The sequence below is a fragment of the Kitasatospora sp. NPDC051702 genome, from assembly GCF_040681575.1.
Taxonomy (GTDB): Bacteria; Actinomycetota; Actinomycetes; order Streptomycetales; family Streptomycetaceae; genus Kitasatospora.
Map to the genome: position 1 here is coordinate 144862 of NZ_JBFAZB010000003.1, position 25332 is coordinate 170193.

Annotated in this window: 25 protein-coding genes and 1 riboswitch; of the genes, 14 read left to right on the plus strand and 11 right to left on the minus strand. The window is 72.5% G+C overall.

Annotated elements, in window-relative coordinates; all coding sequences use genetic code 11:
• Positions 1-68: 68 nt before the first annotated feature.
• From AB0N04_RS04165 to AB0N04_RS04175, 3 genes are all read left to right on the plus strand, one after another.
• Complete coding sequence (locus AB0N04_RS04165) at positions 69-992, plus strand: NADP-dependent oxidoreductase (protein WP_360207505.1); 924 nt, start codon at positions 69-71, stop codon at positions 990-992.
• Positions 993-1155: 163 nt separating this feature from the next.
• Positions 1156-1620, plus strand: coding sequence for an Lrp/AsnC family transcriptional regulator (locus AB0N04_RS04170; protein WP_360207502.1), 465 nt, complete (start codon positions 1156-1158; stop codon positions 1618-1620).
• Between the two features lie 210 nt (positions 1621-1830).
• The gene (locus tag AB0N04_RS04175) at positions 1831-3198 is read left to right on the plus strand and encodes a pyridoxal-dependent decarboxylase (protein WP_360207500.1); all 1368 of its coding nucleotides are present in this window, start codon (positions 1831-1833) and stop codon (positions 3196-3198) included.
• A gap of 126 nt (positions 3199-3324) precedes the next feature.
• Here AB0N04_RS04175 and AB0N04_RS04180 read toward each other — a convergent pair whose 3' ends face one another.
• Complete coding sequence (locus AB0N04_RS04180; protein WP_360207688.1) at positions 3325-4185, minus strand: GNAT family N-acetyltransferase; 861 nt, start codon at positions 4183-4185, stop codon at positions 3325-3327.
• A gap of 247 nt (positions 4186-4432) precedes the next feature.
• On the opposite strand from AB0N04_RS04180, the gene erpA reads away from it, so the two are divergent.
• Positions 4433-4786, plus strand: a complete 354-nt coding sequence (gene erpA / locus AB0N04_RS04185) for an iron-sulfur cluster insertion protein ErpA (protein WP_030391519.1) — start codon at positions 4433-4435, stop codon at positions 4784-4786.
• A gap of 105 nt (positions 4787-4891) precedes the next feature.
• On the opposite strand, the gene AB0N04_RS04190 is transcribed toward erpA, so the two are convergent.
• Positions 4892-5590: a hypothetical protein gene (locus tag AB0N04_RS04190; protein ID WP_360207497.1), complete on the minus strand. Its 699-nt coding sequence runs from the start codon at positions 5588-5590 to the stop codon at positions 4892-4894.
• Between the two features lie 140 nt (positions 5591-5730).
• On the minus strand, positions 5731-5940 hold the full coding sequence (locus tag AB0N04_RS04195) for a hypothetical protein (RefSeq protein ID WP_360207495.1): 210 nt from the start codon (positions 5938-5940) through the stop codon (positions 5731-5733).
• Positions 5941-6220: 280 nt separating this feature from the next.
• Between AB0N04_RS04195 and AB0N04_RS04200 the strand changes: the two genes are divergently transcribed.
• Complete coding sequence (locus AB0N04_RS04200) at positions 6221-7198, plus strand: carbohydrate kinase family protein (protein ID WP_360207492.1); 978 nt, start codon at positions 6221-6223, stop codon at positions 7196-7198.
• 9 nt (positions 7199-7207) lie between these two features.
• On the opposite strand, the gene AB0N04_RS04205 is transcribed toward AB0N04_RS04200, so the two are convergent.
• Complete coding sequence (locus AB0N04_RS04205; protein ID WP_360207490.1) at positions 7208-8617, minus strand: aminotransferase class V-fold PLP-dependent enzyme; 1410 nt, start codon at positions 8615-8617, stop codon at positions 7208-7210.
• Positions 8618-8979: 362 nt separating this feature from the next.
• Between AB0N04_RS04205 and coxB the strand changes: the two genes are divergently transcribed.
• From coxB to AB0N04_RS04225, 4 genes are all read left to right on the plus strand, one after another.
• Positions 8980-9834: a cytochrome c oxidase subunit II gene (coxB, locus tag AB0N04_RS04210; protein ID WP_360207488.1), complete on the plus strand. Its 855-nt coding sequence runs from the start codon at positions 8980-8982 to the stop codon at positions 9832-9834.
• An 89-nt stretch (positions 9835-9923) separates the two neighbouring features.
• Positions 9924-11606 carry a cytochrome c oxidase subunit I gene (ctaD, locus tag AB0N04_RS04215; protein ID WP_360207685.1) on the plus strand — a complete coding sequence of 561 codons (1683 nt, stop codon included), beginning with the start codon at positions 9924-9926 and terminating at the stop codon, positions 11604-11606.
• Positions 11606-12022, plus strand: a complete 417-nt coding sequence (locus tag AB0N04_RS04220; protein WP_360207486.1) for a cytochrome c oxidase subunit 4 — start codon at positions 11606-11608, stop codon at positions 12020-12022. The genes ctaD and AB0N04_RS04220 overlap by 1 nt, the downstream gene beginning before the upstream one ends.
• A 176-nt stretch (positions 12023-12198) precedes the next feature.
• Positions 12199-13455, plus strand: coding sequence for an Ig-like domain-containing protein (locus AB0N04_RS04225; protein ID WP_360207483.1), 1257 nt, complete (start codon positions 12199-12201; stop codon positions 13453-13455).
• A gap of 40 nt (positions 13456-13495) precedes the next feature.
• On the opposite strand, the gene AB0N04_RS04230 is transcribed toward AB0N04_RS04225, so the two are convergent.
• The 5 genes from AB0N04_RS04230 to AB0N04_RS04250 all read right to left on the minus strand — a co-directional run bounded on the left by AB0N04_RS04230 (position 13496) and on the right by AB0N04_RS04250 (position 18366).
• Positions 13496-13867: a GntR family transcriptional regulator gene (locus AB0N04_RS04230; RefSeq protein ID WP_360207481.1), complete on the minus strand. Its 372-nt coding sequence runs from the start codon at positions 13865-13867 to the stop codon at positions 13496-13498.
• Between the two features lie 162 nt (positions 13868-14029).
• Positions 14030-15691 carry a ubiquinol-cytochrome c reductase cytochrome b subunit gene (locus AB0N04_RS04235; protein ID WP_360207478.1) on the minus strand — a complete coding sequence of 554 codons (1662 nt, stop codon included), beginning with the start codon at positions 15689-15691 and terminating at the stop codon, positions 14030-14032.
• Positions 15688-16740 carry a Rieske 2Fe-2S domain-containing protein gene (locus AB0N04_RS04240; protein WP_360207475.1) on the minus strand — a complete coding sequence of 351 codons (1053 nt, stop codon included), beginning with the start codon at positions 16738-16740 and terminating at the stop codon, positions 15688-15690. The genes AB0N04_RS04235 and AB0N04_RS04240 overlap by 4 nt, the downstream gene beginning before the upstream one ends.
• 8 nt (positions 16741-16748) lie before the next feature.
• Entirely contained in the window at positions 16749-17558 is an 810-nt protein-coding gene (locus tag AB0N04_RS04245; protein WP_360207472.1) for a c-type cytochrome, read from the minus strand.
• 187 nt (positions 17559-17745) lie between these two features.
• Positions 17746-18366 carry a heme-copper oxidase subunit III gene (locus AB0N04_RS04250; RefSeq protein WP_360207470.1) on the minus strand — a complete coding sequence of 207 codons (621 nt, stop codon included), beginning with the start codon at positions 18364-18366 and terminating at the stop codon, positions 17746-17748.
• A gap of 396 nt (positions 18367-18762) precedes the next feature.
• Between AB0N04_RS04250 and AB0N04_RS04255 the strand changes: the two genes are divergently transcribed.
• From AB0N04_RS04255 to AB0N04_RS04265, 3 genes are all read left to right on the plus strand, one after another.
• Complete coding sequence (locus AB0N04_RS04255; RefSeq protein ID WP_360207467.1) at positions 18763-19188, plus strand: hypothetical protein; 426 nt, start codon at positions 18763-18765, stop codon at positions 19186-19188.
• A gap of 137 nt (positions 19189-19325) precedes the next feature.
• Complete coding sequence (gene trpD, locus AB0N04_RS04260; RefSeq protein WP_360207464.1) at positions 19326-20402, plus strand: anthranilate phosphoribosyltransferase; 1077 nt, start codon at positions 19326-19328, stop codon at positions 20400-20402.
• Positions 20403-20517: 115 nt separating this feature from the next.
• Positions 20518-20635, plus strand: a riboswitch (SAM riboswitch).
• A gap of 50 nt (positions 20636-20685) precedes the next feature.
• Complete coding sequence (locus AB0N04_RS04265) at positions 20686-22050, plus strand: aminotransferase class V-fold PLP-dependent enzyme (protein ID WP_360207462.1); 1365 nt, start codon at positions 20686-20688, stop codon at positions 22048-22050.
• A 22-nt stretch (positions 22051-22072) separates the two neighbouring features.
• On the opposite strand, the gene AB0N04_RS04270 is transcribed toward AB0N04_RS04265, so the two are convergent.
• Positions 22073-22354 carry an Lrp/AsnC ligand binding domain-containing protein gene (locus tag AB0N04_RS04270; RefSeq protein ID WP_030240061.1) on the minus strand — a complete coding sequence of 94 codons (282 nt, stop codon included), beginning with the start codon at positions 22352-22354 and terminating at the stop codon, positions 22073-22075.
• A gap of 39 nt (positions 22355-22393) precedes the next feature.
• The gene (locus AB0N04_RS04275) at positions 22394-23176 is read right to left on the minus strand and encodes a rhomboid family intramembrane serine protease (RefSeq protein ID WP_360207459.1); all 783 of its coding nucleotides are present in this window, start codon (positions 23174-23176) and stop codon (positions 22394-22396) included.
• Between the two features lie 231 nt (positions 23177-23407).
• On the opposite strand from AB0N04_RS04275, the gene AB0N04_RS04280 reads away from it, so the two are divergent.
• Both AB0N04_RS04280 and AB0N04_RS04285 read left to right on the plus strand, forming a co-directional pair.
• Complete coding sequence (locus AB0N04_RS04280) at positions 23408-23671, plus strand: hypothetical protein (RefSeq protein WP_360207456.1); 264 nt, start codon at positions 23408-23410, stop codon at positions 23669-23671.
• Between the two features lie 237 nt (positions 23672-23908).
• A complete protein-coding gene (locus AB0N04_RS04285; RefSeq protein ID WP_360207683.1) occupies positions 23909-25270 on the plus strand; it encodes an NYN domain-containing protein in 1362 nt (453 codons plus the stop codon).
• Positions 25271-25332: the final 62 nt, after the last annotated feature.

The window sequence follows — 25332 nt, forward strand, 5'->3', positions numbered from 1 at the left end:
GCCGGATCGGACCCTTCCCGGCGTGGCCGAATCGGTGGCGGCACCGGTCGGGGGTATGGGTTGGGGCCATGAAGGCAATCGCGATCAACCGCTACGGCGGCCCCGAGGTGGTCGAGTACACCGAGCTGCCCGACCCGAAGGTCGGCCCGGACTCCGTCCTGGTCCAGGTGCGCGCGGCCGGGGTGAACCCGGTGGACTGGAAGGTCCGCGAGGGCGTCCTGGACGGCCTGCTGGACGCGCACTTCCCGATGGTCATGGGCTGGGACGCGGCCGGCGTGGTCCGTGCGGTGGGCGGCGGCGTGACCGAGTTCGCGCCGGGGGACGAGGTGTACGGCTACGTGCGCAAGGACGCGGTGGAGCACGGCACCTACGCCGAGCTGGTCGCCGCCCCGGTCCGTACCCTCGCCCGCAAGCCGGCCGCACTGGACTGGGCGCAGGCCGGCGGCCTGCCGCTGGCCGGGCTGACCGCGCTGCAGGCGCTGCGGGCGCTGCGGCTGCGCGAGGGGGAGACGCTGCTGGTGCACGCCGCGGCCGGCGGTGTCGGCCACCTGGCCGTCCAGCTGGCCCGGGCCCGGGGCGCCCGGGTGATCGGCACCGCGGCCGAGCGCAACCACGACTACCTGCGCGGCCTCGGCGCCGAACCGGTGACCTACGGCGAGGGCCTGGCCGACCGGGTCCGGGAGCTCGCCCCGGGCGGCGTGGACGCGGCCCTGGACCTGGTCGGCGGCGGCGCGGTGCAGGTCTCGGCGGGCCTGGTCGCGGATCCGGGCCGGATCGCCTCGACCACCGACTTCGGGGTGAAGGCGCTCGGCGGCCACTACGTCTGGGTCCGCCCGGACCGGGAGGGCCTGGCGGAACTGGCCGCGCTCGCCGACGACGGCCGGCTGACGGTGACCGTCGCCTCGACCTTCCCGCTGGCCCAGGCGGCCTCCGCCCAGGCGCTCGGCGCGGAGGGCCGCACCCGCGGCAAGATCGTCCTGCTGGTCGACTGACGGCGGACGGCCGGCCGACCCGGGGCCGTCATCCGATCGCGGTGAACCCGCTGCCGAGATCCGCCAGAATGGTGGCGAACCGTTTCAGCAGTGACGGATGACGGCGGCGCCGCCCTGTCGGCCCCGCCGCCGGCCACCGTACGACCCGTGGAGCACCGCACCGATGACCAGCAGCCGAGCGCACGAGGTGATCGGGGCCGATCTCGACGAGACCGACCGGCTCCTGCTCGCCCGACTCGGCAGCGACGGCCGCGCCTCCTACGCCGAGATCGGCCTGCAGGTGAACCTCTCCGCCACCGCCGTGCGCCGCCGGATCGACCGGCTGCGGGCGCGCGGCGTGGTGCGCGGCTTCACCGTCGTGCTCGACCCCTCGGTGCTCGGCTGGCAGACCGAGGCCTTCGTCGAGGTCTACTGCCGCGAGCGGACCGCCCCCGAGGAGATCCTCGCCAGCCTGCGGCAGTTCCCCGAGGTCGTCGCCGCCTGGACGGTCACCGGCGACCCGGACGCCCTGGTGCACCTGCGCGCCGCCGACATGCGCCACCTGGAGGCCGTCATCGAGCGCATCCGGCGCGAGCCCGGCGTCCAGCGCAGCCGCTCCTCCGTCGTGCTCTCCCAGCTCATCGGCTGAAACCCGTCCGGCGGTAACGGCACACCGCGCAGGAAAGCTGCGCCGACCGGCCCGAAGACGCCCGAAACCTGCCTGACCAGCCGCGTTCCGACGCGCGGCGAAGCCCTCCGGCTGCCTACGCTGATCACGTCCGGCCAACGCGGTGAACCGTCCCGCCGACCGGACACGATCCACCACACCCCCGCACCCCCACTGCCGAGAGGGACAGCCGTGTCCGCAGCCCCCGACCGCATGCACCGGCCCGACATCGAACTGGTCGACCTGGTTTTCGACTACATGCGGGACCGGCTGCAGTACGACCCCGTCCCCCTCGACCACCCCGGTGACGGCGAGCACCTGCGCACCCAGCTGGCCGGCCTGCTCAACGAGCACGGCAACAGCCCGGCCGACGTGCTCAAGCTCTACGACCACGAGCTGTCCCGCGCGGTGATCTCCGCGGACAGCCCGCGCTACCTGTCGTTCATCCCGTGCGCCCCGACCAAGGCCGCGCTGCTCTTCGACATGGTGGTCTCCTGCGCCTCCCTGCAGGGCATCTCCTGGCTGGAGGCGGCCGGCGCGATCGCCGCCGAGAACCAGGTGCTGCGCCTGATCGCCGACCGCGCGGGCATGCCCGCCTCGGCCGGCGGCACCTTCGTCTCCGGCGGCTCCGCGGGCAACCTCTCCGCCCTCGTCGTCGCCCGTGACACCGCCCGCCGCCGGCTCGGCGTCGGCCCCGAGGCGCGCCTGCGGATAGCCGTCGCCGACCAGGTCCACTCCTCGGTCAAGAACACCTTCAACATCATCGGCGTCGAGGCCTTCAAGGTCCCGACCGTCGACCGCCGCTTCACCGGCGAGGCACTGCGCGCCGCGCTGGCCGCCGACCCCCACCCGGAGACGGTCATCGCCGTCGTCGGCACCGCCGGCACCACCAACGAGGGCATCGTCGACGACCTCGCCGGCCTCGCCGAGGTCGCCCGCGAGCGCGACCTGTGGTTCCACGTGGACGGCGCCTACGGCGGCGCGGGCCTGTTCGCCCCCTCCGTCCGCGAGCGCTACAACGGCATCGAGCACGCCGACTCCTTCGTCGTCGACCCGCACAAGTGGCTGTTCGCGCCCTTCGACTGCGCGGCGCTGGTCTACCGCAACCCGCAGCTCGCCCGCGCCGTGCACACCCAGGACGCCTCCTACCTCGACGTCCTGCACACCGAGGGCGACGAGTGGAACCCCACCGACTACGCCTACCACCTCACCCGGCGCGCCCGCGGCCTGCCGCTCTGGTTCTCGCTGGCCGTCCACGGCACCCAGGCCTACACCGACGCCATCGAGACCGGCCTCCAGCTCGCCCGGGACACCGCCCAGCTGATCCGCGAGACCGAGCACCTGGAGCTGCTGTTCGACCCGCAGCTCTCGGCCGTCTGCTTCAAGCGCACCGGCTGGACGAACGAGGACTACTACCGCTGGTCCCAGCAGCTCCTCGCCGACCAGATCGGCTTCGTCACCCCGACCGGCTGGGACGGCGAGACGGTCGCCCGCTTCGCCTTCCTGCACCCGGGCACCACCATGGAGATGGTCCGGGAGATCCTGGCCACCATGGCCTGAGTCCGGGCCGACGCTCCTGACGGGACCCCCGCCGCACCCCGCGGCGGGGGTTCCGTCGTGCCCGGGCCGTGGCCGCGGCGCCCGCGGGCCGCCCGCACCCGGCCGCCCGGACCCGGCCGCCCGGACTCACAGGAAGGAGCCGCTCGGCAGGTACGGCGCCGGCGGCCGCATCCCGCGCAGCCCGAGGAAGCCGCGCCCGCGCACGGCCAGCCCCACCTCCAGGCCGACGTCCAGGGCCCACTCCTGCTCGGCGGTGACGAAGTCCACCCGCGCCTCGACTCCGTCCGGCACCCGGGCCAGCGCCTCGCGCAGCAGCCGGGCGGCGATCCGCTTGGTGGTGGCCGCCAACAGCCGCACGGCGCCGCCGTCCCGGTAGCAGTAGCCGCTGCCGGCCAGCGAGTCGGCGATCAGCAGCTCCTCGAAGTGGCCCAGCATCAGCTCGTGGTCCGGCCCGTGCGCCGAGCCGCGCAGCCGCCGGTCCACCGAGTCCAGCAGGTGCCGGTGGGTGGCGTTGCCGCGGTGCACCGGGATGTCTCCCGGGTCGATCAGCCCGGCCCGGTCCACCCGCCCGGCCAGCCGCATCGCCGGGTGCAGGGTGAACCCCGCCAGCCGGTAGCGCCGCACCGCCGCCGGGGAGTCGGGGGCGCAGACCATCCCGCGCAGGCAGCCCCCGGCGTGCGCCGCCGCCCGCTCCAGCAGCAGCAGGCCCACGCCCTTGCCCTGCGCCTGCGGACGGACCGCGAACAGGGACGGCATCCACAGGCCCTCGCGGCGCAGCGACAGCACCGCCCCGACCGGCTCCCCGCCGCTCTCCGCCAGCCAGCAGCCGCCCGGATCGGTGCGGGCCAGGTGCCTGGTCCCGGCCAGCTGCAGCGGGGTCGGCGCGGCGGCGGTGCCGGGCTCGGACGGATCGGCGGACGCGGCGGCGGAGACGTCCTGGACGGCCTCCGCGTCGGCGGCGGTGTCCCTGACCGGGCGCAGGATCATGGCCACCATCCTGGCGCCCGGCGGGCCGCCGCGGGGCCCGTTCAACCGGATCCGCAGCTCGGGGCGGTGCCCGGTCCTCCCGGGTTGTGCGAGCATGGGGAGCGTATGGGACGCGGGTGGCACACCCGGTCCACGGAAATTCCGCCGCCGACAGGCCTGCGAAAACGACCTCCGTCCGGGAAATGAATCCGGGCGGCCGTTGGTTGGCACTGGCGGCAGACCGTCGTCAAAGACCGGGAGAAAGCAGATGACCGTCCAGGACGAGACCACCGTCGAGAGTGGCATCCTCCTCACCGATGCCGCCGCGGCCAAGGTCAAGGGCCTGCTGGAGCAGGAAGGCCGCGACGACCTCGCGCTGCGCGTCGCCGTCCAGCCCGGTGGCTGCTCCGGCCTGCGTTACCAGCTGTTCTTCGACGAGCGCTCGCTCGACGGCGACGTGCTCAAGGACTTCGACGGTGTGAAGGTCGTCACCGACCGCATGAGCGCCCCGTACCTGGGCGGCGCCACCGTCGACTTCGTCGACACCATCGAGAAGCAGGGCTTCACGATCGACAACCCGAACGCCACCGGCTCCTGCGCCTGCGGCGACTCGTTCAGCTAGGCCCGCCGCTCCGTCGAGCAGCACGGCACGCGTGAAGGCGGCCCCGGGGATCCCTCCCCGGGGCCGCCTTCGCGTCGCACCGGCCCGTCCGGCCGCGGGCCGGCCCTACCGCCCGGCGACGTCCGGTGTGACCGGGTCCGGTCCGATGTGCGGATCGGCGTCCAGCGGCACCTCCTGGCCGGACGACTGGTCGGTCACCGTCCGCCCGGTCAGCGGCGACCGCAGGTCCGTGGAGACCGACTGCCGCTTGGCCAGCGCGTTGCAGACCTGCCCGGGCGTCATCGGCGCCGCCACCACCACGCGGACGTCGACCCGGCCCGGGTGCGACTCGTCCGCCTTCAGCCCGTACTGCTGGCAGACCCCGCCGAAGAAGTACACGGTCAGCTTGGTGCCGCCGTCCACCCGGTAGGAGACGGCCGGCCGGGCGCCCGCCGTCCCGTTCGGGTTCGGCTCGCCCACCGCGATCCCGTTGCCCGGGGGAGTGCCCGGGGTGGCGGTCGCGGAGGGCTGCGAGGGGGCCGGGGCCGCACCGGTCGGCTGCGGGGCCGGGCTGGCCGGGACGGGCGCGGTGACCGGGGCGGAGGAGGGCGGGGTGGCGTCCGGCGTGGGGGCCTGCGGGGAGGCCGTCGGGCCGGGCGAGGCGGACCCGGAGGCCGATGCCGAGGCCGTGGCGCCGGCCGGTGCCGCGTCCGAGGCCGACTTGCCGTCGCCGTTGCACCCGGTCACCGTGACCGCCGCCGCCAGGGCCAGACCCGCCAGGGCCATCGCCCGCCGACCGCGCCGGGGCGTCGTCTCCAGATCCATCTGCACATCCTCCCGAGAGCTGGGCGGCTCCGGCCGCTCGGCCGCTCCGCGCGGATGTGACGTGTCCCGGGCCGATCCGGTTCCGCCCCGCCCCGCCCGTCACGGGGGAGCGGGGACGGGCGGGGGATCGGGCCGCCGGATCAGTTGCCGTACTCGGCCATCCCCGCGACCAGCCGCTGCGCGCCGGACGGCACCCGGATGCCGGCCCGCACGGGCGCGGTGGGCTCCGGGCCGGCCGCCAGCAGCGGCCAGAAGCGGCGCAGCCGCCGGGACGAACTCACCAGCGCGTCGAGGGTCTCGCCGTCCGCGTCGGGCCGGAGGACGGACAGCGGGAGGTGGTCGGGCATCATCGGGCATCGCTCCGATCAGGGGCCGTGGCCGCACCGCCACGGTCGACGACGGGGCCCGCCCGGCTCGGCACGGCCCCTGTCGCCGACCCTAGGCCGGGGTTCGGCCCCCCACCAGTGCTACCCGGAGGTAGTACACGTTCGACGTCAACGGGTGCCACCATGGCGGTGCGGGCGGAGCCGCTTGCGGCACTCTTGCTGCTGCCCGGCCGGGGCCCGGTACCGTGAGTGGGTTCACCCGTGCCTGCCCGTTGGCCCTGAAGCCATCCTGAGGAGACCTCCCGTGCGTATCGCCGTCGCCGGCTCGATCGCCACCGACCACCTGATGACGTTCCCCGGTCGGTTCGCCGACCAGCTCGTCGCCGAGCAGCTGCACACCGTGTCGCTGTCCTTCCTGGTCGACACCCTGGACATCCGTCGCGGCGGGGTCGCCCCGAACATCGCGTTCGGCATGGGCGTGCTCGGGCTGCGCCCGATCCTCGTCGGCGCGGCCGGCGCGGACTTCGCGGAGTACCGCAGCTGGCTGGAGCGCAACAACGTGGACTGCACCTCCGTCCACATCTCCGAGACCCGCCACACGGCCCGCTTCATGTGCACCACGGACGAGGACCACAACCAGATCGCCTCGTTCTACACCGGCGCCATGGCGGAGGCCCGCAACATCGAGCTCAAGCCGATCGCCGACCGCGTCGGCGGCCTCGACCTCGTCCTGATCGGCGCCGACGACCCGCAGGGCATGGTCCGCCACACCCAGGAGTGCCGCACCCGCGGCTACGCCTTCGCCGCCGACCCCTCCCAGCAGCTGGCCCGCCTGGAGGGCGACGACATCCGCGAGATCGTCGACGGCGCCGCGTACCTCTTCACCAACGAGTACGAGGCCGCGCTGATCGAGACCAAGACCGGCTGGGACGCGGACGAGCTGCTCACCCGGGTCGGCACCCGGGTCACCACCCTGGGCAGCAAGGGCGTGCGGATCGACCGCAAGGGCGAGGCGCCGATCCTGGTCGGCTGCGCCGCCGAGGAGGCCAAGGTCGACCCGACCGGCGTCGGCGACGCCTTCCGGGCCGGCTTCCTGACCGGCCTGTCCTGGCAGCTCGAGCTGGAGCGCGCCGCCCAGCTCGGCTGCATGCTCGCCACCCTGGTGATCGAGACCGTCGGCACCCAGGAGTACGAGCTGCGCCCGGTCGCCTTTCTGAAGCGCTTCGAGGCCGCCTACGGCGCCGAGGCCGCCGCGGACGTCCGCGCGCACCTGGTCAGGTAACCGGGCCCCTCAGGACCGGCGCACCACCAGGTAGGCCGAGCCCCGGTCGCCGCCGAAGTCGGCGGCCGGGGCCTCGCCCGCGTACTCCTGGCCGCGCATCCCGCACCAGGCCGGGATGTCCAGCCGGGCCGCCTCGTCGTCCGCCAGCACGGCGACGGTGCCGCCCGGCGGCACCTCGCCGATCCGCTTCGCCAGCTCGATCACCGGCAGCGGGCACCGCTTGCCCAGCGCGTCGAGCACGAGGGTCTCCGGCGTCCCCGCCGCCGGGTCCGCCACCGGCGCCGGCAGGTCCAGCCCGAGCGGCGCCCGCACCCCCGCGACCAGGTCCGGCAGCACGGTGAGGAAGCGCTCGACGTCCTGCTCCGACGTGCCGGTGGGCAGCGAGACCCGGACGTTGCCCTCGGTGAGCACCCCCATCGCGGCCAGCACGTGGCTCGGGGTCAGCGTCGAGGAGGTGCAGGAGGAGCCGGAGGAGACGGCGAAGCCGGCCCGGTCCAGCTCGGTGAGGAGCACCTCGCCGTCGACGTACAGGCAGGAGAAGGTGACGATGTGCGGCAGCCGCCGCACCGGGTCGCCGACCACCTCGACCTCGGGCACCAGCCGCGGCACCCGGGCCCGGATCCGCTCCACCAGCGCGTGCAGCCGGGCGTTCTCCTGCTCCGCCGCGGCCCGCACCGCCCGCAGCGAGGCGGCCGCGGCGACGATCGCCGGGACGTTCACGTAGCCCGGGACCCGCCCGCCCTCGCGCTCGTCGGCCGGCAGCGGCGAGGCGTAGCGGACGCCCTTGCGCACCGCCAGCACCCCCACCCCGGGCGGCCCGCCCCACTTGTGCGCGCTCGCGGTCAGCAGGGACCAGCCGGCGGGCACGTCCACCCGGCCCACGCTCTGCGCCGCGTCGACCAGCAGCGGGACGCCGGCCTCCCGGCAGCGGTCGGCGACCTCGCCGACCGGCTGGACGGTCCCCACCTCGTGGTTGGCGCTCTGCAGGACGGCCAGTGCGGTGTCCGCCCGAAGCAGTGCGGCGAAGGCGTCCGGGTCGACCCGTCCGGTGCGGTCCACCGGCGCCACCGAGACGGTGCCCCCCTCGGCCTCCCGGCGTTCCGCGACGTGCAGCACACTGGAGTGCTCCACCGCGGAGTGCACCAGGTGGCCGCCGCGCCGCCGGTTCCCGCCCAGCGCGCCGAGCACGCCGAGCTGCACCGCCTGCGTCCCGCTCGCGGTGAAGGAGATCTCGTCGGCCCGCGCCCCGAGGGCCTCGGCGACCGTTTCGCGGGCGGCGTCCAGCAGCATCCGGGCCTGCCGGCCGGAGCGGTACAGCCGGGCCGGGTCGGCCCAGCCCTCGTCCAGGGCGGCGGTCAGCGCCTGCCGTGCGACGGGGTGCAGGGGGGCCGTCGAGGCCGCGTCGAAGTACACGGTCACATTTAACGGCACTCCCGGGGGCGTTCCGGCGGGGCGACATCACTTACCGGCCGTCAGTCGATCACCCCGAATGTCCGCTTCGTCCGCGTCCGACGGGTCGTCACCCGGGTTGTTCGAGGTGATCCCCCGATCGGGCGTATCGACCTCGAATGCCTGCGATGACCTGCGGTGCAGCCCTTGCCGGGCCTGATCGGGCGACCGGGCGGCGCGTTACGGGGGGCTCCCCGTCAGGAGCGCATAAGGCTGGAGTAGGGTTTGGCCCGCATAAGCATTCAAACCGTGCCCGTGGACGGGTCGCCGGGGAGGCTCACAATCCTCCACGGGGCGACGCGAAGGCGGGCGAGACTTCGGGAAGGCGCTACGTGAGTCCCAACGGCTCCGACCGCTCGCCGCGGCGCACGATGCGGCGGAAGCTGCCTCAGGCGCTGGCACTGGGCCTCGTCATCGCGACCGCCACCGGCTGCTCGGCCAACGACCTCCCCAGGCTTGGCCTCCCGAGTCCCGTCACTGAGCAAGGACCCCTGGTCCTTCACATGTGGCAGGGCTCCTGGATCGCGGCACTGGTGGTCGGCGCACTGATGTGGGGTCTGATCCTCTGGAGCGTGATCTTCCACCGGCGCAAGCGCACCGGTGTGGAGGTTCCTCCGCAGACCCGGTACAACGTGCCCATCGAGGCGCTCTACACCGCGGTCCCCATCATCATCGTCTCGGTGCTCTTCTACTTCGTCGCCCGCGACGAGTCGAAGCTGATCTCCGTCTCCGAGAAGCCGCAGCACGTGGTCAACGTGGTGGGCTTCCAGTGGAGCTGGGCGTTCAACTACGAGAACACCGAGACCCCCGACCCGGCCAACAAGGACGCCGCGTACGAAGTCGGTACGCCCAAGGACGCTCCGACGCTGTGGCTGCCGGTCAACGAGACGGTGCAGTTCCGTCTCACCTCGCGTGACGTCATCCACGACTTCTGGCCCGTCAACTTCCTGATGAAGATGGACGTCGTGCCGGGCGTGGTGAACAAGTTCGAGGTCACCCCCAACGTCAAGGGCGAGTACATGGGCAAGTGTGCCGAGCTGTGTGGCACCGACCACTCGCGCATGCTGTTCAACGTCAAGGTCGTCGACCGCGCCGACTACGACAAGCACCTGGCGGAGCTGCGAGCCAAGGGCCAGAACGGCGCGGTGCCCTCCGGCGTCATCTCCATGGGAAGTGAAGACAAGTGACCATCCTCAACGAGCCCGCCGCGGCCGGCGGGGGCGCCGGGGCCGTCACGGTCGGGGCGCAGCGGACCCGGAAGCCGGGTTCGACCATCATCAAGTGGTTGACCACCACTGACCACAAGACGATCGGCACCCTGTACCTGGGCACGTCGTTCGCCTTCTTCCTGATCGGTGGCATCCTCGCCCTGGTCATGCGCGCCGAGCTGGCTCGTCCCGGGACCCAGATCCTGTCGAACGAGCAGTTCAACCAGGCGTTCACCATGCACGGCACGATCATGCTGCTGATGTTCGCGACCCCGCTGTTCGCGGGCTTCGCGAACTGGATCATGCCGCTCCAGATCGGCGCTCCGGACGTGGCGTTCCCGCGTCTGAACATGTTCGCGTACTGGCTGTACCTCTTCGGCTCCGTCATCGCGGTGGCCGGCTTCGTCACCCCGAACGGCGCCGCCAGCTTCGGCTGGTTCGCCTACTCGCCGCTGTCGGACGCCGTCCACTCGCCGGGTGTCGGTGGCGATATGTGGATCATGGGCCTGGCCTTCTCCGGCTTCGGCACGATCCTCGGTGCGGTCAACTTCATCACCACGATCATCTGCATGCGCGCCCCCGGCATGACGATGTTCCGGATGTCGATCTTCGTCTGGAACGTCCTGCTGACCGCCGTGCTGGTCCTGCTGGCCTTCCCGGTCCTGGCCGCCGCCCTGTTCGCCCTGGAGGCGGACCGCAAGTTCGGGGCGCACGTCTTCGACCCGACCAACGGCGGGGCGCTGCTGTGGCAGCACCTGTTCTGGTTCTTCGGTCACCCCGAGGTGTACATCATCGCGCTGCCGTTCTTCGGCATCGTGTCGGAGATCATCCCGGTCTTCAGCCGCAAGCCGATGTTCGGCTACTCCGGCCTGATCGCGGCCACCATCGCGATCGCCGGTCTGTCCGTGACGGTGTGGGCGCACCACATGTACGTCACCGGCCAGGTGCTGCTGCCGTTCTTCTCCTTCATGACCTTCCTGATCGCGGTCCCGACCGGTGTGAAGTTCTTCAACTGGGTCGGCACCATGTGGAAGGGCTCGCTGAGCTTCGAGACGCCGATGCTGTGGACGGTCGGCTTCCTGGTCACCTTCCTCTTCGGTGGTCTGACCGGTGTCCTGCTGGCCTCGCCGCCGATCGACTTCCACGTCTCGGACTCGTACTTCGTCGTCGCCCACTTCCACTACGTGGTGTTCGGCACCGTCGTCTTCGCGATGTTCGCCGGCTTCCACTTCTGGTGGCCGAAGATGACCGGCAAGATGCTCGACGAGCGCCTCGGCCGGATGACCTTCTGGACGCTGTTCATCGGCTTCCACACCACCTTCCTGGTGCAGCACTGGCTCGGCGCGGAGGGCATGCCCCGCCGCTACGCGGACTACCTGGCCTCGGACGGCTTCACCACGCTGAACACCGTCTCGACCATCGGTTCGTTCATCCTCGGCCTGTCGATCCTGCCGTTCATCTACAACGTGTGGAAGACGGCCAAGTACGGCGAGAAGGTCGAGGTCGACGACCCGTGGGGCTACGGCCGCTCGCTGGAGTGGGCGACCTCCTGCCCGCCGCCGCGGCACAACTTCCTGACGCTGCCGCGGATCCGTTCCGAATCGCCGGCCTTCGACCTCCACCACCCGGAGATCGCCGCGCTGGACTACCTCGAGAACCACGGTGAGCCTGCCAAGCACCTCGCCGGCGTGACCCCGGCGAAGTACGACGCCCCGAAGCTGGACAAGGGCAAGAAGGAGGGCGACGCCTGATGAAGGAACAGGGAAAGATCTTCCTCGGCCTCGCGGTCTTCGTCCTGGCGATGGCCATCACCTACGGCCTGTGGACCAACCACTCGGACCTGGGCATCGAGGCGGCCGGCACCACCGCGCTGTTCCTGGCCTTCGCCCTCTGCGCCTTCATCGGGTACTACCTGGCCTTCACCGCCCGCCGGGTGGACAGCGGCGCGGGTGACAACCCCGAGGCCGAGGTCGCGGACGACGCCGGCGAGCTGGGCTTCTTCGCCCCGCACAGCTGGCAGCCGCTCTCGCTGGCGATCGGTGGCGCGCTCGCGTTCATGGGCGTGATCTTCGGCTGGTGGCTGATGTTCTGGGCGCTGCCGGTGATCCTGGTCGGCCTCTTCGGCTGGGTCTTCGAGTTCTACCGGGGCGAGAACCAGAACCAGTAGTCCTCCGGTTCGAGCCACGCACACCAGGGCCGCTCCTCCCGCACGGGGGGAGCGGCCCCGTTGCGTCCCCGGGGTGACGGACTCACTCACCCGGGCGAACCCGGGGTCGCTCGGATGTCGCTTCTCCGGACGCCGTTCCTACGATCTGATCAATCGTGCGAACCCCGGAGGCGGTCATGCCCGACAGGCGCGGAATCGCAGGCATCGGCGGCATCTCGCTGGCCCTCGCAGTGCTGGCCCCGCTGGCCGCCTGCTCGTCCGGCGACGAGGAGGCGGTCGGCCCCCATCGGATCGACGCCGCCCCGCTGGTCCACCTCTCGGCCGAGGGCAAGGTCGACCCGTCCCAGCCCGTCACCGTCACCGCGGTGGACGGCAGCAGGCTCACCGACGTCACCGTGGTCGGCCCGGACGGGCGGGTGGTGGCCGGGCAGCTCGCCGAGGACCAGCGCAGCTGGCGGACCACCGGCCGGCTCAAGGCCGCCACCGACTACTCGGTGCGGATCGCCGCCGACGACGGCAAGGGCGGCCGCGGCGACACCACCGCGGGCTTCAGCACCCTGGCCGCCCAGCGGCTGCTGACCGCCAAGCTCGGCCCGGACTCCTCCGGCACCGGTGTCTACGGGGTGGGCCAGCCGCTCACCGTGCAGCTCTCCGAGGCCGTCAAGGACCCGCAGGCCCGTCAGGAGGTCGAGCGCCTGCTGACGGTCACCTCCCAGCCCGCCGTCACCGGCGCCTGGTACTGGGTGGACGACAAGAACCTGCACTTCCGTCCGCAGGAGTACTGGCCGGCCGGGACCACCGTCTCGCTGGCCTTCGACGCCACCGGCAGCCGCATCGCCGACGGCCTCTACGGCGGCGACCGCAGCACGCTGCGGCTGCGGATCGGCGAGCGGGTCGAGTCGGTGGTCGACGCGGCCGCCCACGAGCTCACCCTCAAGAGGGACGGCGAGGTGGTCCGGACGATCCCGGTGACCACCGGCAAGCCCGGCTTCGACACCCGCAACGGCGTCAAGGTGGTGCTCGGCCAGGAGCGCTCGGTCCGGATGAGCGGCGAGACGATCGGCATAGCCGCCGGCAGCTCGGAGTCCTACGACCTCAACGTGGAGTGGGCCACCCGGGTGACCTGGAGCGGCGAGTACGTCCACGCGGCGCCCTGGTCGGTCGGCTCACAGGGCGTGGCGAACGTCAGCCACGGCTGCACCGGCATGAGCACCGACAACGCCAAGTGGTTCTACCAGAACACCCGGGTGGGGGACCTGGTGACGGTGGTGAACAGCCTCGGCGCCACCATGGAGCCGTTCGGCAACGGCTTCGGGGACTGGAACCTCACCTGGACGGACTGGGTCAAGCACAGCGCCCTCGGACAGCCCGTCAGCACCACCGAGCCGCCCGCCCAGGCGCACGCCTCCGGGATGGTCCGCCCCGAGGTCTGACCGGCCTCCGGCACGGCCCTGCGACCGGCCCTCCCGGACCCTAGGCCTCCGGGAGGGCCAGCCGCAGGGCGGTGTCCACCGCGGCCAGGGCGTCCGCGCGGGAGAGCCCCAGCCGGCTCGCCCGGTCCGCGTAGTCGGCCGCCGCCGCGGCGGCCAGCCGGTGCGCGGTGTCACCGGTGGCGGCGATCAGCGTGCCGCGCCGGCCGTGGGTCTCCACCACGCCGTCCGCCTCCAGCTCCCGGTAGGCCCGGGCCACCGTCCCGGCGGCCAGTCCGAGCTCCTCGGCCAGCGCCCGGACGGTGGGCAGCCGCAGCCCCGTGGGCAGCTCGCCGGAGCGGGCGCGCTCGGCGATCTGGGCCCGGATCTGCTCGTACGGGGGAGTGGCGGCGGCGGGGTCGACGGACAGCTGCACGGTGGCTCCTGGGGGCTGCGGACGGGTGGGGCCGGTCGGACGGGGCCGGGTGGAGGGGGCCGGTCTGACGGGGTCGGGCGGGGGACGGCAAAGCCCGAGGGCCGCCGACCAGAAGAACTCTGGTCAGCGGCCCTCGGGTGCGACGCCGCGGGGCGTACGGGATCAGTGGTGGCCGTGGCCGCTGGTGATCTCGTGGTGCTCCTCGGAGGTCGGCTTGGGGATCTGGGCGCCCTCGCCGTAGAAACCGCGGGAGAGCTTGGCCCGGGTGCGGGTGAGGAGGCCGGCCCGGTGGGCCACGCCGTTCTCGTCCGCCTGGGCGGGCAGCTCGACCGGCTGGACCTGCTCGTGGGCGGTGAGCTTGAAGAGGTCCTTCTGCGGCAGCTGGGCGTGCACCTCGACGAACTCGCCGTGCGGCAGGCGCTTGATGACACCGGTCTCGCGGCCGTGCAGCACCTTCTCCTTGTCACGGCGCTGGAGGCCGAGGCACCAGCGCTTGGTGACGATGAAGGTGATGACCGGGACGACGAAGAAGCCGACGCGGACGAAGTAGGTGATCGAGTTGATCGACAGGTGCAGGTGGGTGGCGAACAGGTCGTTGCCACCACCGACCAGGAGCACCAGGTACAGGCTGATCCAGGCGGCGCCGAGCGCGGTGCGGACGGGCGCGTTGCGCGGGCGGTCCAGGATGTGGTGCTCGCGCTTGTCGCCGGTGATCCAGCCCTCGATGAAGGGGTAGACGGCGATGGCGACCAGGACCAGCGGGAAGATCATCAGCGGGATGAACACACCCAGGTTCAGGGTGTGGCCGCCCCAGACGCTGATCTCCCAGCCCGGCATGACGCGGATCAGGCCCTCGGAGAAGCCCATGTACCAGTCCGGCTGGGCGTCCGTGGACACCTGGTCGGGGCGGTAGGGGCCGTACGCCCAGATCGGGTTGATCGTGGCGATCGCCGAGATGGCGGCGATGAGGCCGAACACCAGGAAGAAGAAGCCACCGGCCTTGGCCATGTAGACCGGCATCAGCGGCATGCCGACGACGTTCTTCTCGGTCTTGCCCGGGCCCGCCCACTGGGTGTGCTTGTGGTAGAAGACCAGGATCAGGTGCGCCACCAGCAGGCCGAGCATGATGCCCGGGATCAGCAGCACGTGGATCGTGAAGAAGCGCGGCACGATGTCGTGGCCGGGGAACTCGCCCCCGAACAGGAACATCTGCACGTAGGTGCCGACCAGCGGGACGGCGAGGATCGCGCCTTCCATGAAGCGGATGCCGGTGCCCGACAGCAGGTCGTCCGGCAGCGAGTAGCCGAAGAAGCCGTCGAACATGCCCAGGACCAGCAGCAGGAAGCCGAAGACCCAGTTGATCTCACGGGGCTTGCGGAACGCGCCGGTGAAGAACACGCGCATCATGTGCACGAGCATCGCCGCCACGAAGACCAGCGCGGCCCAGTGGTGGATCTGGCGGATCAGCAGACCGCCGCGGACCTCGAAGCTGATGTCGACCGTCGACGCGTACGCCTCGGACATCCCGATGCCCTTGAGCGGGACGTAGGAGCCGTTGTAGACGACCTCGGCCATCGAGGGCTTGAAGAACAGCGTCAGGTAGACGCCGGTCAGGATGATGATGACGAAGGTGTAGAGGCAGATCTCGCCCAGCATGAAGGACCAGTGGTCCGGGAAGATCTTGCGCAGGTTGGCCTTGGCGAGGGAGTAGATCCCCAGCCGGCCGTCCGTCCAGTCAGCGGCGGCTTCCCACTTGTTGGCGGGCTTGGCGCGCGTGCTGGCGGGCTTGGTGGCACCGGAGGTGGTGCTGCTCGCGCTACTCATCGAGCACGCTCCCAGTAGCTCGGGCCGACGGGCTCGTCGAAGTCGCCGGTGGCGACCAGGAAGCCCTTCTCGTCAGTGGTGATCTTCAGCTGCGGCAGCGGGTGGCCGGCCGGGCCGAAGATGACGCGCGCGCCGTCCGCCAGGTCGAAGGTCGACTGGTGGCAGGGGCAGAGCGCGTGGTGGGTCTGCTGCTCGTAGAGGCTGATCGGGCAGCCGACGTGGGTGCAGATCTTCGAGTAGGCGAGGATGCCCTCGAAGCCCTTCTCACGCGACTTGTCGTCCTTGATGTCCTCCGGTGCGATGCGCACCAGCATCAGGGCGTCCTTGGCGATCGCCTGCTGGAAGTCCTCGTCGTGGACGTGCAGGCCCTCGGGCATGGCGAACGTCAGCGAGCCGACGACGACGTCCTCGGCCTTCATCGGCTGGCTGGTGTTCATGTTGATGAGCTGGATCGGGTGGGCCGGGGTGGCCTCGTTCCAGCCCGTCTCCTTCAGCTTCTTCTCGGGCAGCGGCCCGAGGTCGCGGAGGAGGACGACGCCCGAGAGCGGGACGAGCGCCATCGAGCCGATGAGGGTGTTGCGGATCATCTTGCGACGGCCGAAACCCGACTCGGCGGCACCGGTCTGGAACTGCTGGATGACGTCCGCGCGGACCTCGTCGTCGGCCTCGATCGGGTGACGCTCGGCCGGCAGCTCGACGTCCGACATCAGGGTGCGGGCCCAGTGGACCGCGCCCGCGCCGATCATGAACAGCGCGACGCCCAGGGTCAGGCCGAGCGCGAAGTTCAGTGCGCTGACGTGACCGAGCGGGAAGATGTAGACGATCTTGTCCGGGTCGATGGCCACGTACGAGGCGATGAAGCCGACGGTGGCGAGCATCGAGACCACGAACATCAGCGAGACCTGACGCTCGGCCCGCTTGGCGGCCCGCTCGTCGATGTCGGTGCGACGGGGCTCGTGGGCCGGCAGGCCCGGGTCGGCGAACGGGTCGCCGTGACCGGCGACCTCGCCGGCGGAGCCGTGCGACTCCGGAAGCTTCTCTTCTGACATGTCGTGGCTCATGACTTCTTGGCCTTGGTGGTGTGGGCGGCGACCCAGATCGCGACCGCGATGAGCGTCCCGAGACCGAAGATCCAGCCGAACAGGCCCTCGGTCACCGGACCGAGGCTGCCGAGCGTGAGACCGCCGGGGTTGGGCTCATCGGAGGTGGTGTGGCGGACGAAGGCCACGATCTGCTTCTTCTGCTCCTCGGGCATGGTGGTGTCCGGGAACGACGGCATGTTCTGCGGGCCGGTCTGCATGGCCTCGTAGATGTGCTTGGCGTCCACGCCCTCCAGCGACGGGGCGTACTTGCCCTTGGTCAGGGCACCGCCCTGGCCGGCGAAGTTGTGGCACTGGGCGCAGTTGGTGCGGAACAGCTCGCCACCCTTGGAGATGTCGTCCGGGTTGGTCGAGGTGTACTGCTCCTGGCTCGGCGTCACCGGGCCGGGGCCGAGCGACGCCACGAAGGCGGCGAGCTGGTCGATCTCCGCCTGCGAGTAGATGTTCTTCTTGCGCGGCACCTGGGCGCCGGGCTGCTGGGCCGGCATGCGGCCGGTGCCGACCTGGAAGTCGACGGACGCGGAGCCGACGCCGACCAGGCTAGGACCGTCGCTGCTGCCCTGGCCGTTCAGGCCGTGGCAGGAGGAGCAGCCCACGGCGAAGAGCTTCTTGCCCTCATCGATCGCGAGCGACTGCGCGGCGACGTCCGCCTGCGCCTTGTCGGCGGGCGCGAACGCGGCGTACAGCCCCCCGGTTGCCGCCAGGGCGAGAAGTAGGACGACCAGCGCCGCCAATGGGTGGCGCCGTCGTGCGGAGAGCTTTTTCACGGAATAACCCCGGTGTCAGGATCTGGTCGACTGGTGGGTGCACCCGGCGGCCGGTCTGGCCGGCACGAGGCTGCCTGTCTAGGGCTGCGCGCGCGGTCGGTCGGTTGGGAGCGTCGCCACCGGCAGAATCGGCCCGACGCCGGTGAGGGCGGGGCCGGAGCCGGTGGCCAGCGACCTGATCAGCTGGTTACTTGATCAGGTAGATGGTCGCGAACAGGCCGATCCACACGACGTCGACGAAGTGCCAGTAGTACGACACCACGATCGCGGCGGTGGCCTGCTCGTGCGTGAAGCGCTTGGCTGCGTATGTCCGTCCCAGGACCAGCAGGAAGGCGATCAGACCACCCGTCACGTGCAGACCGTGGAAGCCGGTGGTCAGGTAGAACACCGTGCCGTACGGGTCGGAGGACAGCGACAGGCCGTCCTTCTTGACCAGCTCGGTGTACTCGAAGATCTGGCCGCCGATGAAGATCGCGCCCATCACGAAGGTGATGACGAACCACGAGCGGAGCTTCTTCACGTCCCCGCGCTCGGCAGCGAACACACCGAGCTGGCAGGTCAGCGAGGAGAGCACCAGGATCGTGGTGTTGACCGAGGAGAACGGCACGTTGAGTGCGCTCGCCTTCTCGGTCCAGAACTCCGGCCCCTTGACGGAGCGGAGCGTGAAGTACATCGCGAAGAGGGCCGCGAAGAACATCAACTCGGAACTGAGCCAGACGATCGTTCCGACGCTGACCATGTTCGGCCGGTTGACCGATCCGTGCGCGTGCCCGGTTTCTACTGCTGTTGCTGTCGCCACGACGGACATTATGTCGGTCCCTTATTCCGTCTTCACGCCGGGGGGTCTCCCTCGGAGTGTCCGGTGCGTGCGGTATGCCCCCCTGGGGGGCGGCGGGGTGCCCGGACGGGGGCTGAGCAGCGGCGTGTCCCTTTTCTGACGGTTCCTCGGAGGGCCCTACGACCCCCTTGCCCTGCGTGTCGTTGCACGCCCTGCAGGGCCTCCCGGGGTAGTGCGGGGGCGCCCTGTCGGCCGTACGGGTGGACCGGGCGGGTCCGGGTGACGGCGCGTCCTCCGGGCGGGTGAGCCCCGGGCGCGGCGGCTTGGGGAGGGAACGTCCGCGAGGGGGCCTCGACGGCGGGTGATCGGGAGTAGCATCCGGATCAGGCGAACGTGGTCCGGATCACACTTGAGGGAGCAGGGCCCATGGCGTACACGACCGACGAGACGCTCACCGTCCTCGTCTACAGCGACGACCGCAACACCCGCGAGCAGGTGCTGACGGCACTCGGCCGCCGGCCCGCCGAGGACCTTCCGGAACTGTCCTACCTGGAGTGCGCGACCACCCCCGCGGTGATCAAGGCCCTGGAGAAGGGCGGCGTGGACCTCTGCGTGCTGGACGGCGAGGCGGTTCCGGCCGGCGGGCTCGGGCTCGGGCGCCAGCTGAAGGACGAGATCTACGGCTGCCCGCCGGTGCTGGTGCTGATCGGCCGGCCGCAGGACTCCTGGCTGGCCGCCTGGAGCCGGGCCGACGCCGCGATCTCCCACCCGGTGGACCCGGTGGCGCTGGCCGAGGCCGTCGCCACCCTGCTGCGGGCCCGGCTGGCCAAGCGGGCCCCGGCCGGCCAGTGAGCCCGGCCGGTCTTCGGACCGGGCCGTCTCAGTACTAGAGAAGACAGCGCCGAGGGCACCCCGCCGCTCGATAGGCTGACTCCATCCGTACGGACGTCCCCCCGCCACGGGGAGACCGACAACAGCTGGAGTCAGCCATGGTGAACGTGAACCCTGCGAACGGTGGTACCGACCCCGCGCAGGTGGTCCGCACCTGGCCGGACGTCCTGGCGGCGCTGTTGAAGGGGGAGGACCTCGACCGCTCGTCCACCGCGTGGGCGATGGACCGGATCATGAGCGGCGAGGCGTCCCCCGTCCAGGTAGCCGGCTTCATGGTCGCGCTGCGGGCCAAGGGCGAGACGGTCGACGAGGTCACCGGCCTGGTCGACGCCATGTACGCGCACGCCGAGCCGCTCACCGTCCCCGGGCCGGCGGTGGACATCGTCGGCACCGGCGGTGACCGCGCCAAGACGGTCAACATCTCCACCATGTCGGCGATCGTCGCGGCCGCGGCCGGCGCCAAGGTGGTCAAGCACGGCAACCGGGCCGCCTCCTCGGCGAGCGGCTCCTCCGACGTGCTGGAGAAGCTCGGCGTCCGCCTCGACCTGCCCGCCCGGCGGGTCGCCGAGGTGGCCGAGGAGGTCGGCCTCACCTTCTGCTTCGCGGCCAAGTTCCACCCGTCGATGCGCCACGCCGCCACCGCCCGGCGCGACCTCGGCGTGCCCACCGCCTTCAACATCCTCGGCCCGCTGACCAACCCGGCCAAGGTGACCTCGCACGCGATCGGCTGCTTCGACACCCGGCTCGCCGGGCTGATCGCCGGGGTGCTCGCCCGGCGCGGCTCGACCGCCCTGGTGTTCCGCGGCGACGACGGCCTCGACGAACTGACCATCACCACCACCTCGCGGGTGTGGATCGTGCAGGGCGGCACCGTCACCGAGACCGCCTTCGACCCGCGGGACGTCGGCATCGAGCTGGTCGGCATCGAGTCGCTGCGCGGCGCGGACGCCTCCTACAACGCCGAGGTCGCGCGCCGGATGCTGGCCGGGGAGCGCGGGCCGGTGCGGGACGCCGTCCTGCTGAACACCGCGGCCGCGCTGGTCGCGCTGGACCTCGGCGAGGCGCCGCTCGCCGAGCAGCTCGCGGCCGGCATGGAGCGGGCCGCGCGGGCCATCGACTCCGGGACGGCGCAGGAGCTGCTGCGCCGCTGGTCGGAGGCGACCAGCCGGATCTGAGGCGGTCGCAGGGCCCGCGCCGGGAAGCCGGTGCGGGCCCCGGCACGTCCGGGGACGTCCGGATGGTGGACGGTCGTTTGACCACCCGGCGCGGGCCGACCTAGAGTCCTGTCCAGGTCATGAGTGACAGCGTCAAGCCCCAGCTGGCTGTCCGGCAACCCTCCGTCCGTGGCGGGGTGCCCTGGGTGAGGACCGGGTCGCTCGGCGAATCGTCCGTGCGGCAAGCGCGGACGCCGGACGACTCACACTCCCGGGGTCCCACACCCAGGAGGAGTGCATCCCCGTGTCGATCGCCACCGAAATCTGCGCCCCGCTCGCCGTCCTCGGCCACGACGTCCAGGTCCCGCTCGCCAACGGCGAGAAGGTCGGCTACGCGGCGCTCGACTACGCGGCCAGCTCCCCGGCGCTGCAGCGGGTCTGGGACGACGTCGCCGCCTACGCCCCCTACTACGGCAGCGTGCACCGCGGCGCCGGCTACCTCTCGCAGCTCTCCACCGACCTGTTCGAGCAGAGCCGCCGCACCGTCACCGAGTTCCTCGACCTGCGCGAGGGCGACCAGGTGGTCTTCACCCGCGCCACCACCGACTCGCTGAACCTGCTCGCCTCCGCCGTCCCGGCCGGCACCCGGGTGTTCGCCTTCGAGACCGAGCACCACGCCTCGCTGCTGCCCTGGGCCCACGCCGGGCTGGACGTCCGCTACCTGCGCGCCCCGCGCTCGCACGCCGAGGCCGTCGCCGCCCTCGACGCCGCGCTCGCCGACGCGCCCGAGGGCCCCAAGCTGCTCTGCGTCACCGGCGCCTCCAACGTGACCGGCGAGCTGTGGCCGGTCGCCGAGCTGACCGCGACCGCCCACCGGCACGGCGCCCGGGTGGTGCTGGACGCCGCCCAGCTGGCCCCGCACCACCGGGTCTCGGTGCGCGAGCTGGACGTCGACTGGATCGCCTTCTCCGGCCACAAGATCTACGCACCGTTCGGCGCCGGCGTGCTGGCCGGCCGGGCGGACTGGCTGGACGCGGCCGAGCCGTACCTGGCCGGCGGCGGCGCGACCCGGACGGTGGCCCGGCAGGACGACGGGTCGGTGGCCGTCCAGTGGCACACCGGCCCGGCCCGGCACGAGGCCGGCTCGCCGAACGTCATCGGCGCCTACGCCATCGCGTCCGCCTGCCGGGCGCTGACCGAGGCCGGCTTCGACGCCCTGGAGGCCCGGGAGCGGCAGCTGGTCGCCCGGCTGACGGCCGGCCTGGCGGAGATCCCGCAGGTCAAGGTGCTGAACCTGTTCGGTGCCGGCTCGGCCCGGGTGGGCGTGCTGTCCTTCGTCGTCCAGGGCTGGAACAGCTCGCACTTCTCGGCCGCGCTGTCCGCCGAGTACGGCATCGGCGTCCGCGACGGGCTGTTCTGCGCGCACCCGCTGCTGCGCACCCTGCTCGGGGACGAGGACGTCGCCCCCTCCGAGTGCGGTGCGCCGGAGCCCTCGCTGCCGGGCGAGCGAAGCCTGAACGCGATCCGGGTCAGCTTCGGGGCCGGCACGCCGGACGAGCACGTCGACCGCTTCCTGACCGCCGTCCGGGAGCTGGTCACGGACGGCGCGGCCTGGAACTACCGCAACGAGGGCGGCCGCTGCGTCGCCGACACCCGTCGGCAGGGCTGAGCGGCCCGGGAGCCGGCGGGGACTACTCGTCCAGGCCGAGCGCGAACGCCGCCTCCAGGTCGTGCTGGGAGTAGGTGCGGAAGGCGATCTGGGTCTCGGTGTGGGCCACGCCCGGGACCTTGTTCAGCCGTCCCGGGATGACCTCGGCCAGGTCGTCGTGCCGGCGCACCCGGACCATCGCCACCAGGTCGTAGCCACCGGTCACCGAGTACACCTCGCTGACGCCCTCGATGGCTGCGATGGCCTCGGCGATCTCCGGGATGCGGTCGACACTGGTCTTGATCAGGACGATGGCGGTGATCACGTTCGGCTCCTTTGTGGGGTGCCGCCAGCGTATCGGGCGTCAGCCGGGTCGTCTCGGGGGGTGGCTGACCACCGTGCAGGCGTAGAGGAAGCCCGCCGAGAAGCCGATCACGTGCACCAGGTAGGCCACCCCGGGCCCGGCCGCGTGGACCGACCACCACTGCAGCGCGAACCAGAGGCCGAGCACCAGCCAGGCCGGGAAGCGCAGCGGCAGGAACAGCAGCAGCGGGACCAGCGTCGTCACCCGGGAGCGCGGGTGGAAGCGCAGGTAGGCGCCGAGGACGGCGGAGATCGCACCGGAGGCGCCGATCAGCACCCGGGTCGAGTCCGCGGAGTGCGCCTCGGCCAGGGCGAAGCCGTACGTGGCCACGCTGCCGGCGGCCAGGTAGAAGACGGCGTACCGGGCGCGGCCGAGCCGTAGTTCGACGGTGGGGCCGAAGACGTGCAGGAAGAGCAGGTTGCCCAGCAGGTGCAGCCAGCCGGCGTGCAGGAAGAGCCCGCTGAGCACCGACAGCGCCGGGTGCTTGCCCGGGGTCGGGGCGGCCGGGCAGCCGGGGACGGGGTCGGGGGCCTCGGCCAGTTGCCCGGCGGTCAACGGGTGCCCGGTCAGCAGCTCGACCGGGACGGCGCCCCAGCGCTGCTCGTACCGCTGCTCCGCGCAGACCCGGGCCTGGCCGGTGCCGTACAGCGGGTTGAGCCCGGCGGCCGGGCCCAGCAGGAACACCAGGGTGTTGAGCGCGATCAGGGCGTAGGTGACCACCGGGGCGGGCACGGCCGGCCGGCCGTCCCGCTCGTCGGTGTGGCCCGGGGCCGTCAGCGCCATGCGGCCAAGCATCCCTCCGGCCCGGGCGGGTGACACCGCGCTGTACGGCAGGTGGCCTACTCGGGGCCCCGGACCGGGGCCGGGGCCGGGCCTGCGGCTTCGTGCAACCGGTGGCCGCGATGGTTGCCCCAGGCAATAGGCTTGGCGCGGGCATTCCCGCCTCCCGCCGCCGACGCCGGGGCTCCGGGGGGAGCGCCTAGCCCGCCCAGGGACCACCCGAGAGGACCCCCGATGACCGTCCCCGCCCTGACCGCCGAGACGCGCTGGCGCTGCACGCTGTGCGGCAACCTCACCCGCTTCGACGTGACCCGCTCCGCGCGGGTCACCGAGTTCCTGCACTTCGACCTGGCCGGCGAGTCCAAGGTCGAGGAGACCGAGGTGCTCAGCGAGACCGTCGAGTCGGTGCGCTGCCGCTGGTGCAACGCCGTCGACCAGGTCGAGCTGGTCGCCCGTCCCGGTGCCGAGGACGCGGCGGACCCGGCCGAGCAGGGCTGACGCCCCCGGTGCGGCGGGCGGTGCGCGGCGCGCCCGCCCACCGCGCTGGGACAATGCAGACAGGACGCACGGAGCGTGACGACAGGGGCGGCGGCCGCGGGCCGCGGACCCCGTAGGACCAGGATCGGAGCCGAGGACGTGGTGGACGCAGCGAGGGAGCCCGCCGAAGCGCAGGGGCTTCAGCCCGCTGCCGACGCGCAGCCGCCGGCGGCCGGCGCCGCCGCGTCCGAGTCCGTGGTGCCCGGCGAGGACCCCGGCGCCGGCGAGGGCCCGGCGCCGGAGCGCGTCGTGGAGAAGCTGGACCGGCCGCTGCCCGAGGGGGTGCGCCGACGGGTGGTCGGGCTGGCCTCGGACGCGCTCGGCGGTCTGCCGCCCGGTGAGCTGCCGCAGAGCCTGCGTCAGTACGTGAAGTTCACCCCGGCCCGCCGGGCCAAGTACGCGGCGACCGCGCTGGCCGCGGCGCTGGAGTCGGAGCCGGCCTTCCGGGTGCGGATAGCGGAGCGGCTGCGGCTGGGCCAGCCGGACCTGGTGAAGGCGTTGGAGTCGGGCAGCGTCCCGAGCGCCGCCGATCCGATGGACGTCGCGGCCGCCGCCTACCTGGTGCGCTCGGCGGGCTGGAGCCGGCTGGTCGCCGAGGCCGGCGACGAGGCGGAGCGGGTCGGGGCCGAGGGCGCGGCCGCCGAGGCCGCCCGGCTGGTGGAGAAGCTGCAGGCCGAACTGGCGGAGCTGCGCTCCGCCGCCCGGGCGGACCTGGACCGCCAGCGCGCGGAGTCCGAGGACGTCCGCCGGGAGGCGGAGTCGCTGCGCAAGAAGGTGCGCTCCCTGGAGAGCGACACCCGCCGCGCGCAGGCCGAGACCCGCCGGCTGGCCGGCGAGCTGGAGGCGGTGAAGGCGCAGGCGGCCGCCGAGCGCGGCGCCGCCGAGACCGAGGCGCGCCGCCTGCGGCACCGGGTCGGCGAGTTGGAGACCTCGGCCGAGCAGGCGCGCCGGTCGGCCCGGGAGGGGCGCAGCGTCGAGGACATGCGGCTGCGGCTGCTGCTGGACACCGTGCTGCAGTCGGCGCAGGGGCTGCAGCGGGAGCTGGCGCTGCCGGTCTCGCAGATCCGGCCAGCGGACCTGGTCGAGGCCGTGGTGCCCGGGTCGGCCTCGCCGCACGACGTGGCCCGGCGCGGCCTGGCCGAGGACGACCCGGCGCTGCTGGACCAGCTGCTGGCGATCCCGCAGGTGCACCTGGTGGTGGACGGCTACAACGTGACGAAGACCGGCTATCCGACGCTGCCGCTCGAGCAGCAGCGGCTGCGGCTGCTGGGCGGTCTGGCGATGCTCGCCCAGCGCACCCAGGCGGAGGTCACCTGCGTGTTCGACGGGCAGGACCTGGACGTCCCGGTGATCATGGCGCCACCGCGCGGGGTGCGGGTGCGGTTCAGCCGGACCGGCGAGACGGCGGACGAGCTGATCCGGCGTCTGGTGCGGGCCGAGCCGCAGGGCCGTCCGGTGGTGGTGGTGTCCACCGACCGCGAGGTGGCCGAGGGCGTGCGGAAGGCGGGCGCACGCCCGGTGGCGTCGGTGCTGCTGCTGAACCGCCTGGCGCGGCCCTGAACCCCGCCCGGGCGGGATGACGGCTGGTCAGCGACCGGTTCGGGGTGGTGTGGGGATCTCGT

What these genes read in the sequence shown, in the direction of transcription:
- AB0N04_RS04280 (WP_360207456.1), top strand. Translation starts at nt 23,408, where the DNA reads ATGACCGTCCCCGCCCTGACCGCCGAGACGCGCTGGCGCTGCACGCTG.
- AB0N04_RS04220 (WP_360207486.1), top strand. Translation starts at nt 11,606, where the DNA reads ATGAAGGAACAGGGAAAGATCTTCCTCGGCCTCGCGGTCTTCGTCCTG.
- AB0N04_RS04275 (WP_360207459.1), bottom strand. Translation starts at nt 23,176, where the DNA reads ATGGCGCTGACGGCCCCGGGCCACACCGACGAGCGGGACGGCCGGCCG.
- AB0N04_RS04235 (WP_360207478.1), bottom strand. Translation starts at nt 15,691, where the DNA reads ATGAGTAGCGCGAGCAGCACCACCTCCGGTGCCACCAAGCCCGCCAGC.
- AB0N04_RS04190 (WP_360207497.1), bottom strand. Translation starts at nt 5,590, where the DNA reads ATGGATCTGGAGACGACGCCCCGGCGCGGTCGGCGGGCGATGGCCCTG.
- AB0N04_RS04255 (WP_360207467.1), top strand. Translation starts at nt 18,763, where the DNA reads ATGGCGTACACGACCGACGAGACGCTCACCGTCCTCGTCTACAGCGAC.
- erpA (WP_030391519.1), top strand. Translation starts at nt 4,433, where the DNA reads ATGACCGTCCAGGACGAGACCACCGTCGAGAGTGGCATCCTCCTCACC.
- trpD (WP_360207464.1), top strand. Translation starts at nt 19,326, where the DNA reads ATGGTGAACGTGAACCCTGCGAACGGTGGTACCGACCCCGCGCAGGTG.
- AB0N04_RS04180 (WP_360207688.1), bottom strand. Translation starts at nt 4,185, where the DNA reads ATGATCCTGCGCCCGGTCAGGGACACCGCCGCCGACGCGGAGGCCGTC.
- AB0N04_RS04170 (WP_360207502.1), top strand. Translation starts at nt 1,156, where the DNA reads ATGACCAGCAGCCGAGCGCACGAGGTGATCGGGGCCGATCTCGACGAG.
- AB0N04_RS04240 (WP_360207475.1), bottom strand. Translation starts at nt 16,740, where the DNA reads ATGTCAGAAGAGAAGCTTCCGGAGTCGCACGGCTCCGCCGGCGAGGTC.
- AB0N04_RS04165 (WP_360207505.1), top strand. Translation starts at nt 69, where the DNA reads ATGAAGGCAATCGCGATCAACCGCTACGGCGGCCCCGAGGTGGTCGAG.
- AB0N04_RS04195 (WP_360207495.1), bottom strand. Translation starts at nt 5,940, where the DNA reads ATGATGCCCGACCACCTCCCGCTGTCCGTCCTCCGGCCCGACGCGGAC.
- AB0N04_RS04225 (WP_360207483.1), top strand. Translation starts at nt 12,199, where the DNA reads ATGCCCGACAGGCGCGGAATCGCAGGCATCGGCGGCATCTCGCTGGCC.
- AB0N04_RS04250 (WP_360207470.1), bottom strand. Translation starts at nt 18,366, where the DNA reads ATGTCCGTCGTGGCGACAGCAACAGCAGTAGAAACCGGGCACGCGCAC.